This window comes from Pricia sp., assembly GCF_041745955.1.
Lineage (GTDB): Bacteria > Bacteroidota > Bacteroidia > Flavobacteriales > Flavobacteriaceae > Pricia.
The window spans coordinates 26,307-33,322 of the sequence record NZ_JBGTHY010000112.1 but is presented as its reverse complement, the minus strand read 5'-3'; the positions used below and the strand labels follow the sequence as shown (position 1 = coordinate 33,322).

Below are 7,016 nucleotides of genomic sequence, written 5' to 3'. Positions count from 1 at the left end.
AACTCTTGGGCGGTAAGATGTCCCCTGTGAGTCGGGATCAACTTCTGCTTGAATTTACGAAAAGGGTCATTGTCGATCCATTCCACTTGGTAAGCGAGGGTAATCATTCTACGCAATCGCTGTATATGCTTCATTACCGCGCTATTGCCAATCTGCTGCTGATAATGTCTCGGCTTATGGCCTCGAAGAAAACTTTCAAAACCGAGAATGAACTTATAATCAAGCTCCGACAGCTCGATGTCGTTCCGCTTGTATTTCTTCTTTAAAAAGAGCAAGAGGTACTTCTGACTGGTAAGGTAGAGCCTTGAGGTGTTCCAATGTAGCTTTTCGAACATATGGGAATTATGGTACAAAATAATATCCTTTAAAGTGTATACCCGCTCTTCATCGTTGCCCAAATATTTCGATTTTATTGTTTGGGGGGTAATACTTTTATTCGCTACCCTCAAATCACGGTAGCACTGAAATAAAGAGGAATGCACCTCGTCCAGATGTTGGTTTAGACGTTTTGCTTTATCTCCGGTACCCTTTAACCGTTGCTTTTTTGGATTCCAAAGCTGAACTTCTATTCTATGTTTTAAACTTAGATTTAGCTTTTTACCATCTACGGTAATCCTGGCGTAAAGTGGGGCCTGGTTATTCTTGATTCTTTTCGCGTATATCCAGAACAGGATAGAAAATGTGGAAGAAGTGCGCATGACATTCGTCTTTAAGTTAAACTTAGTTGAAGACGAAAGTCAAACCACCGGTAAAACGTTTTTTAACAGTTCAAAAACGACTCATTTAGAGATACGACAACACTTGGCAAAAAATGTTGACGATTTGTGAACTCTTATGAATCGTTTCAAATGATGTCATTTGAAATCAAAAAAACGTAAAACATTGAAAATCAATCTAATTTGTATTCGATTGAACTCCTTTGTAAGTCAAAAAGTAGCCTCGGCAAGAATCGAACTTGCATCTAAAGTTTAGGAAACTTCTATTCTATCCATTGAACTACGAGGCCGAATATTAAGGACGGCAAAAATAAAGTTTTTTTCGGGAGCCATGAAAATCCGTAACAACTTATTTAATCCCAGTTCGCAAGTTATCAAAAACTTAATTACCTTGGATTGCTGAAATCCAACCAAAACCAAATGACCCTCTCCCCTTGGGATATTGCCATCGTAATCGCCTACGTCATCGGCGTGCTGGCGCTCGGGTTCTACCTTTCCAAAAAATCATCGAAAAACCTCGAATCCTATTTTTTAGGGGGTAATGAATTGCCATGGTATTATTTGGGACTCAGCAACGCCTCGGGCATGTTCGACATTTCGGGTACCATGTGGTCAGTGGGCATTCTTTTTGTTTATGGATTAAAAAGTGCTTGGCTCCCATGGCTTTGGCCCGTTTGGAACCAGGTATTCGTCTTCGTTTATCTCGCCATTTGGATGCGCCGCTCGAACGTCATGACCGGTGCGGAATGGATTACCTTCCGTTTTGGCGATGGCAAGGGCGCCAAACTTTCGCATATCATAATCGTCATCTTTGCGGTCATCAGCGTCCTCGGTTTTATCGCCTATTTCTTCGAGGGTATCGGCAAGTATAGCACCTCCATTCTGCCTTGGGACATGTCCTTTGATTTCTTAGGATATCAGGTGTCCTCGGCCCGAAGCTACGCGCTCATCATTTGCGGATTGACCTCGTTGTATACCGTAAAAGGGGGCATGCACAGCGTGGTCGCTACCGAGGTTATGCAGTTTGTCATTATGACCATTGCCTGTTTCGGCGTGGGTATCGTCGCCTATAACATGGTCACCTCCGAGCAGATTGCGGCCGCGGTTCCCGACACTTGGGACCAACTTTTCTTTGGATGGAATTTGGGTCTCGATTGGAGCAATTCGGCCTTCCCACAGGTCAATAACAAAATCGCTTCCGACGGTTTCGACCTCTTTGGCATCCTATTTATGCTCATGGTCCTCAAAGGTATTTTCGCCTCTATCGCCGGACCCGTACCAAGTTATGATATGCAGCGAATTCTGGCCACAAAGACTCCTTCCGAGGCCGCTAAAATGAGTTTTCTGACCATTTGCGTACTCTACATTCCTAGGTATTTCATGATTATTGGGTTCGCCGTGCTATCCCTAGTATATCTTGGCCCGGAACTACAGGCTATGGGCGACAACATTGACTTTGAGCAAGTGCTGCCGATGGCCATCAACAACTTTCTTCCGGTGGGCTTGAAGGGCCTGATGCTCGCAGGTTTCCTAGCCGCATTTATGGGTACGTTCGCCGCCTTTGTGAATTCCGCCCCCGCTTATATTGTCAACGATATTTATAAGAAATATATCAATCCTGGCGCGCCGGACAAAAAATTGGTGCAACTGAGCATTATTTCATCTTTGGCCCTGGTCATGGTAGGAATAGCCTTTGGATTTAACGCCGGATCCTTGAACTCCCTTATTCTTTGGTTAAGCTCTTCACTTTACGGAGGATATGTAGCGGCCAACGTGCTCAAATGGATCTGGTGGCGCTTTACCGGCAACGGTTATTTCTGGGGAATGTTCTTCGGATTGATCGCCTCGACAGTCAAATTCCTATTTTTTCCCGATTATGTGGATATTTTTGTGTTCCCCATAATTTTGGTCTTTTCTTTCATAGGATGTATCATCGGTACATTTCTAGAATCCCTGCCCAACCGGAATCAGGTAAAGCGATTTTACAAGCAGACCAGACCTTGGGGATTTTGGGGGCCGATCAAACAAGAAGTCATGGCCGAAGACCCAACCTTTGTACCAAATATGCATTTTAAACGCGATAGTTTCAACATCGTCGTCGGCATCGTGTGGCAGATGGCACAGGTCGTTATTCCAATTTATTTTATGCTTAGAAAGGATACCGAAATGGTTATTTGGAGCGCGGTGTTGATCTTGACGAGTTATCTCTTGAAAAAGTTTTGGTGGGATAGGTTGGAAAGGGATTAAGGTCGTTCCTAAAAAGAATGATATATTTATGCAAATAACAGGGACTTTCATAGACGAGATCAGCCACGACATCCCCCATCAAAATTGGGGGCCAAAGGAATGGGATATCGATTTCTCCCACATGAAAAAAATGGGTATTGACGCTGTAATCCTCATCCGATCGGGCTATCGCCGGTTCTTGACATATCCCTCCGGGTATTTGATGGAAAAACACGGTTGCTTTAAACCGCCCATAGATTTGGTAGACCTGTTTTTGAGGCTCTGCGAAAAACACGGTATGACTTTTTATTTCGGCACATACGACAGCGGAAAATATTGGGATACCGGCGACATGCGACACGAGATCGACATCAATTTACATATCATCGAAGAAGCGTTTCAAAAATATGGACACCATAAGCATTTTGGCGGATGGTATCTCAGTCTAGAATTAAGCCGAAAGACCAAGGGCGCGGTAGAATCCATCGCCAAATTGGGCCGCCAATGCAAGGCCGTAAGCAACGGATTGCCCGTTTTGATCTCCCCTTGGATTGATGGAACAAAGGCGACAGCGGCCACCGAAAGGCAGCTTGTCAAAGACGATGCCATTTCCCTAAAACAACATGAAAAAGAATGGAACGAAATTTTCGGAGGCATCAAAAATGATATCGATATCGTGGCCTTTCAAGACGGCCATGTCGATTATCATGAACTGGAAGATTATTTGAGGATAAACAAAGCTTTGGCGGACAAACATGGGTTACAATCGTGGACCAATTCCGAATCCTTCGACCGCGATATGCCCATTAAGTTTCTACCCCTCAAATTTGAAAAGCTGTTGCTTAAATTGGAAGCGGCCCAGCGCGCCGGATGCGAAAAGGCGATTACCTTCGAGTTCTCGCATTTTATGAGTCCACAGTCTGCGTATGTACAGGCGCGGCATTTGTATAATCGGTATATGGAAAGATACATAGCCCCTAAAGACGATGAGTAAGGTTTAGATTTCCGTGAAAATCTTGAATTTTTATCCCAGCCTGTTTAAGCGAACAAATGCATAATTATTTTTATGCCTAATAAATAGACTTGTCTTAAACCCGCTTTCCCTATCTATTCAAAACCTACGGCACTTTAAAGTACCGATTACAAATAGCTGTGCAGAACGATGCCTTGGGAAGTCGTTAGTTTGATTCACTTGTACGTCATAAAATTTTGGTAAAATACCGATGGCAGGGGCCCGTTGAAAATATCATCGATCAATGACCACATCGGGAGGTTCGATGACCTACTGGGATTTGTTCTTGCCAAACCTCCCTTATTCGAAACTTTTGCTAAAATGCTCATAATAATAAAGATTTAAGTTAAACAATACATTTGATAACTGTTCGACAAAAAAAATGCCAAATCCAAACGCCATGCCAATTGGCAAAAAAACTAAAATTCCGTTTATAAAAAACTGTTGATTTTTCTTTTCCCGTTTTATAGGGCTGTCAAAATGACATTTTTTAATCTGCATTGAAATGCCAGGGCGAAGATTGGATAGGAAACTTAAAATAAAAGTCCTTTTAAAAAGAACATTCCTATCATCCGTTCACATAACAAAATCATATCTTGTAAGCAGAAAAAATCTATATCATGAGCGATAAATTAAATCTGTTTGCCGGTGAAGCAACGCCGACCTCCAAGAAGGTTGCCCTGCCTGTCGGCGAGGCAGGCCTGCCTGCCGGTCAGGTAGGTTCCAGAAGAAACTTTGTGAAAAAAAGTGCTTTGGCTTTTATGGCCGGTAGTATTTTGCCGCAATTCAGCGCGAAGAGCTACGCCAACATTTTGGGGGCGAACGAAACGATCAACGTTTCGGTGATGGGCGTCAACAGCCGTGGCAACGCCCTTGCACAGAATTTTGCTGCTCAGAACGACTCCAATGTGATTCACGTTTGTGACGTAGATAGCAGGGCGATTACCAACTGCCTCGTTGCGCTAAAGGAACGCCAAACGGTGGAAGCCAAGGCCTATACCGATTTCCGGAAATCGTTGGAAAGCAAGGATGTCGATGTCCTGGTCATTGCCGCCCCCGATCATTGGCACGCACCCGCATCGCTTATCGCCCTGGAAGCCGGTAAACATGTCTATGTCGAAAAACCCTGTAGCCATAACCCGAGCGAGGGAGAAATTCTGGTCAAGGCAGCCGAAAAATACGGTAAAATAGTGCAAATGGGCAATCAGCGCCGTTCCTGGCCGAATGTAATGGAAGGCATCCAAGCGGTAAAAGATGGCGCTATCGGCCGAGTTTATTATGGCAAGGGATGGTATACCAATAACCGCCCCTCGATAGGCGTCGGCAAGGAGACCCCGACACCCGAATGGCTGGATTGGGACCTGTGGCAAGGCCCCGCTCCCCGAAAAAAGTTCAAGGACAATATCGTACACTACAACTGGCACTGGTTGTGGCACTGGGGCACCGGGGAAGCCCTGAACAACGGCACCCATATGGTGGATCTCTTGCGATGGGGCATGGAAGTCGACTACCCGACCCAGGTAAGTTCGAACGGCGGCAGGTACCGCTACAAAGATGATTGGGAAACGCCCGACACCCAAATCATCAACCTTGATTTCGAAGATAGCAAAACCATGTCTTGGGAAGGCCGGAGCTGTAATGGCAAACCCATCGAGGGAAGTTCCGTAGGCGTTGTTTTTTATGGGGAAAACGGAAGCCTGCTCATTCCCGCCGGAAATAGCTATACCCAGTTCGACCTCGACGGCAAGGTCGTAAAAGAGGTAGAGAACACCGAAGTGATCGATGCCCGCAATAAGAGCAATCCCGCAGAAAAATTGGATGCCTTACACATCCAGAATATGTTCGACGCCATAAAAAATGGTGGAAGTTTAAATTCCGATGTTGATTCCGGACATAAAAGCACGCTGTTGGTCCAACTGGGAAATATCTCGCAAAGGGTAGGCCGGTCTTTGGAGATCAATCCCAAAGAGGGACATATTATTAAAGACAAGGATGCCCAGAAACTTTGGAGCCGTGATTATGAAAAAGGATGGGAGATGAAGCTTTAACCAACAAATTAAATCCATGAATTCCAGAAGAGCATTTATTGAAAAACTCGGTAAGGGCGCAGCCTTTTCGACTTTGGCGTTGGCGACACCTCTCGACGCAACATCGCAGTGGCTTACCAAAAATAATAAGGAAATGAAAACCTTTAAAATCGGCATCATAGGTGCCGAAAACTCGCATACCGCCGATTTTGGCAAACTCTTTAACGTGGAAAAGGCATTTCCGGGTATGGAAGTGAAATATGTATGGGGAGAGACCCAGGAATTTGCCGAAAAAGCGATGCAGGATGGTAAAATACAGAACCGTGTCGATGACCCGAAAGATATGCTCGGTAAAATCGACGGACTCATCGTAGACCATCGCCATGCCAAGTTCCATCTTGAAACGGCCATTCCCTTCATCAAAGCGGGGGTACCGACCTTTATCGACAAACCTTTCTGCTACCGGGCAAAAGAAGGCAAGGCGTTTTTGGAGCTCGCAAAAAAGCACGGCACTCCCGTTACTTCCTTCAGTTCGGTCGCCAATAGCTATGACACTTTTGATATCAAGGAACAGCTAAAAACTATGGGCACTATCGATCAGGTCACACGTTACGGCCCGGCGACCCTCGATTCGGAATATGGTGGTATCTTCTTTTATGGGGTACACTCCGTTCAACCCTTGCTATATCTTTTTGGCGATACCGTTGAAAGGGTCAGGGTACAGAAAAACGGAAAAAACAGTTCCGCAAGCTTGGTCTTCGAAAACGGCATGATGGCGAGCTTGATATTTACTACCAAAAATTATGGTTGGCAGACCTTTGTGGAAACGGAGAAAGGTATTGTTGAGCTCAGATCGAGGTTGGAAGAAAAGACACCAGGTAAAAATTATGTCGATATGGTACACATGTTCAAAACAGGAGAAACCTCGAGAAGCAATGAAAGTATCATCCATTGCGTTGCCGTGCTCGAGGCCCTTGAAAAATCGGTAACCAGCGAACAATGGGAAAAAGTGGCTAAATATGACGAAATCTAAAA

The 7,016-nt window shown here is 44.9% G+C and carries 5 protein-coding genes and 1 tRNA gene; 4 read left to right on the top strand and 2 right to left on the bottom strand.

The window, feature by feature from the left end:
• Window positions 1–698: phage integrase SAM-like domain and Arm DNA-binding domain-containing protein (locus ACEW8S_RS03940; protein WP_373516881.1), on the bottom strand; the 698-nt coding region annotated here is incomplete at its 3' end.
• 236 nt (window positions 699–934) lie between these two features.
• Window positions 935–1,006 (bottom strand) — tRNA-Arg (locus ACEW8S_RS03935).
• A gap of 106 nt (window positions 1,007–1,112) precedes the next feature.
• Between ACEW8S_RS03935 and ACEW8S_RS03930 the strand changes: the two genes are divergently transcribed.
• The 4 genes from ACEW8S_RS03930 (at window position 1,113) to ACEW8S_RS03915 (ending at window position 7,014) form a co-directional block, all read left to right on the top strand.
• On the top strand, window positions 1,113–2,963 hold the full coding sequence (locus tag ACEW8S_RS03930; RefSeq protein ID WP_373516880.1) for a sodium:solute symporter family protein: 1,851 nt from the start codon (window positions 1,113–1,115) through the stop codon (window positions 2,961–2,963).
• Window positions 2,964–2,991: 28 nt separating this feature from the next.
• Complete coding sequence (locus ACEW8S_RS03925; RefSeq protein WP_373516879.1) at window positions 2,992–3,936, top strand: DUF4434 domain-containing protein; 945 nt, start codon at window positions 2,992–2,994, stop codon at window positions 3,934–3,936.
• 638 nt (window positions 3,937–4,574) lie between these two features.
• Window positions 4,575–6,002, top strand: a complete 1,428-nt coding sequence (locus tag ACEW8S_RS03920; protein ID WP_373516878.1) for a Gfo/Idh/MocA family protein — start codon at window positions 4,575–4,577, stop codon at window positions 6,000–6,002.
• 16 nt (window positions 6,003–6,018) lie between these two features.
• Complete coding sequence (locus ACEW8S_RS03915; protein ID WP_373516877.1) at window positions 6,019–7,014, top strand: Gfo/Idh/MocA family protein; 996 nt, start codon at window positions 6,019–6,021, stop codon at window positions 7,012–7,014.
• The last annotated feature ends 2 nt before the right edge of the window (window positions 7,015–7,016 follow it).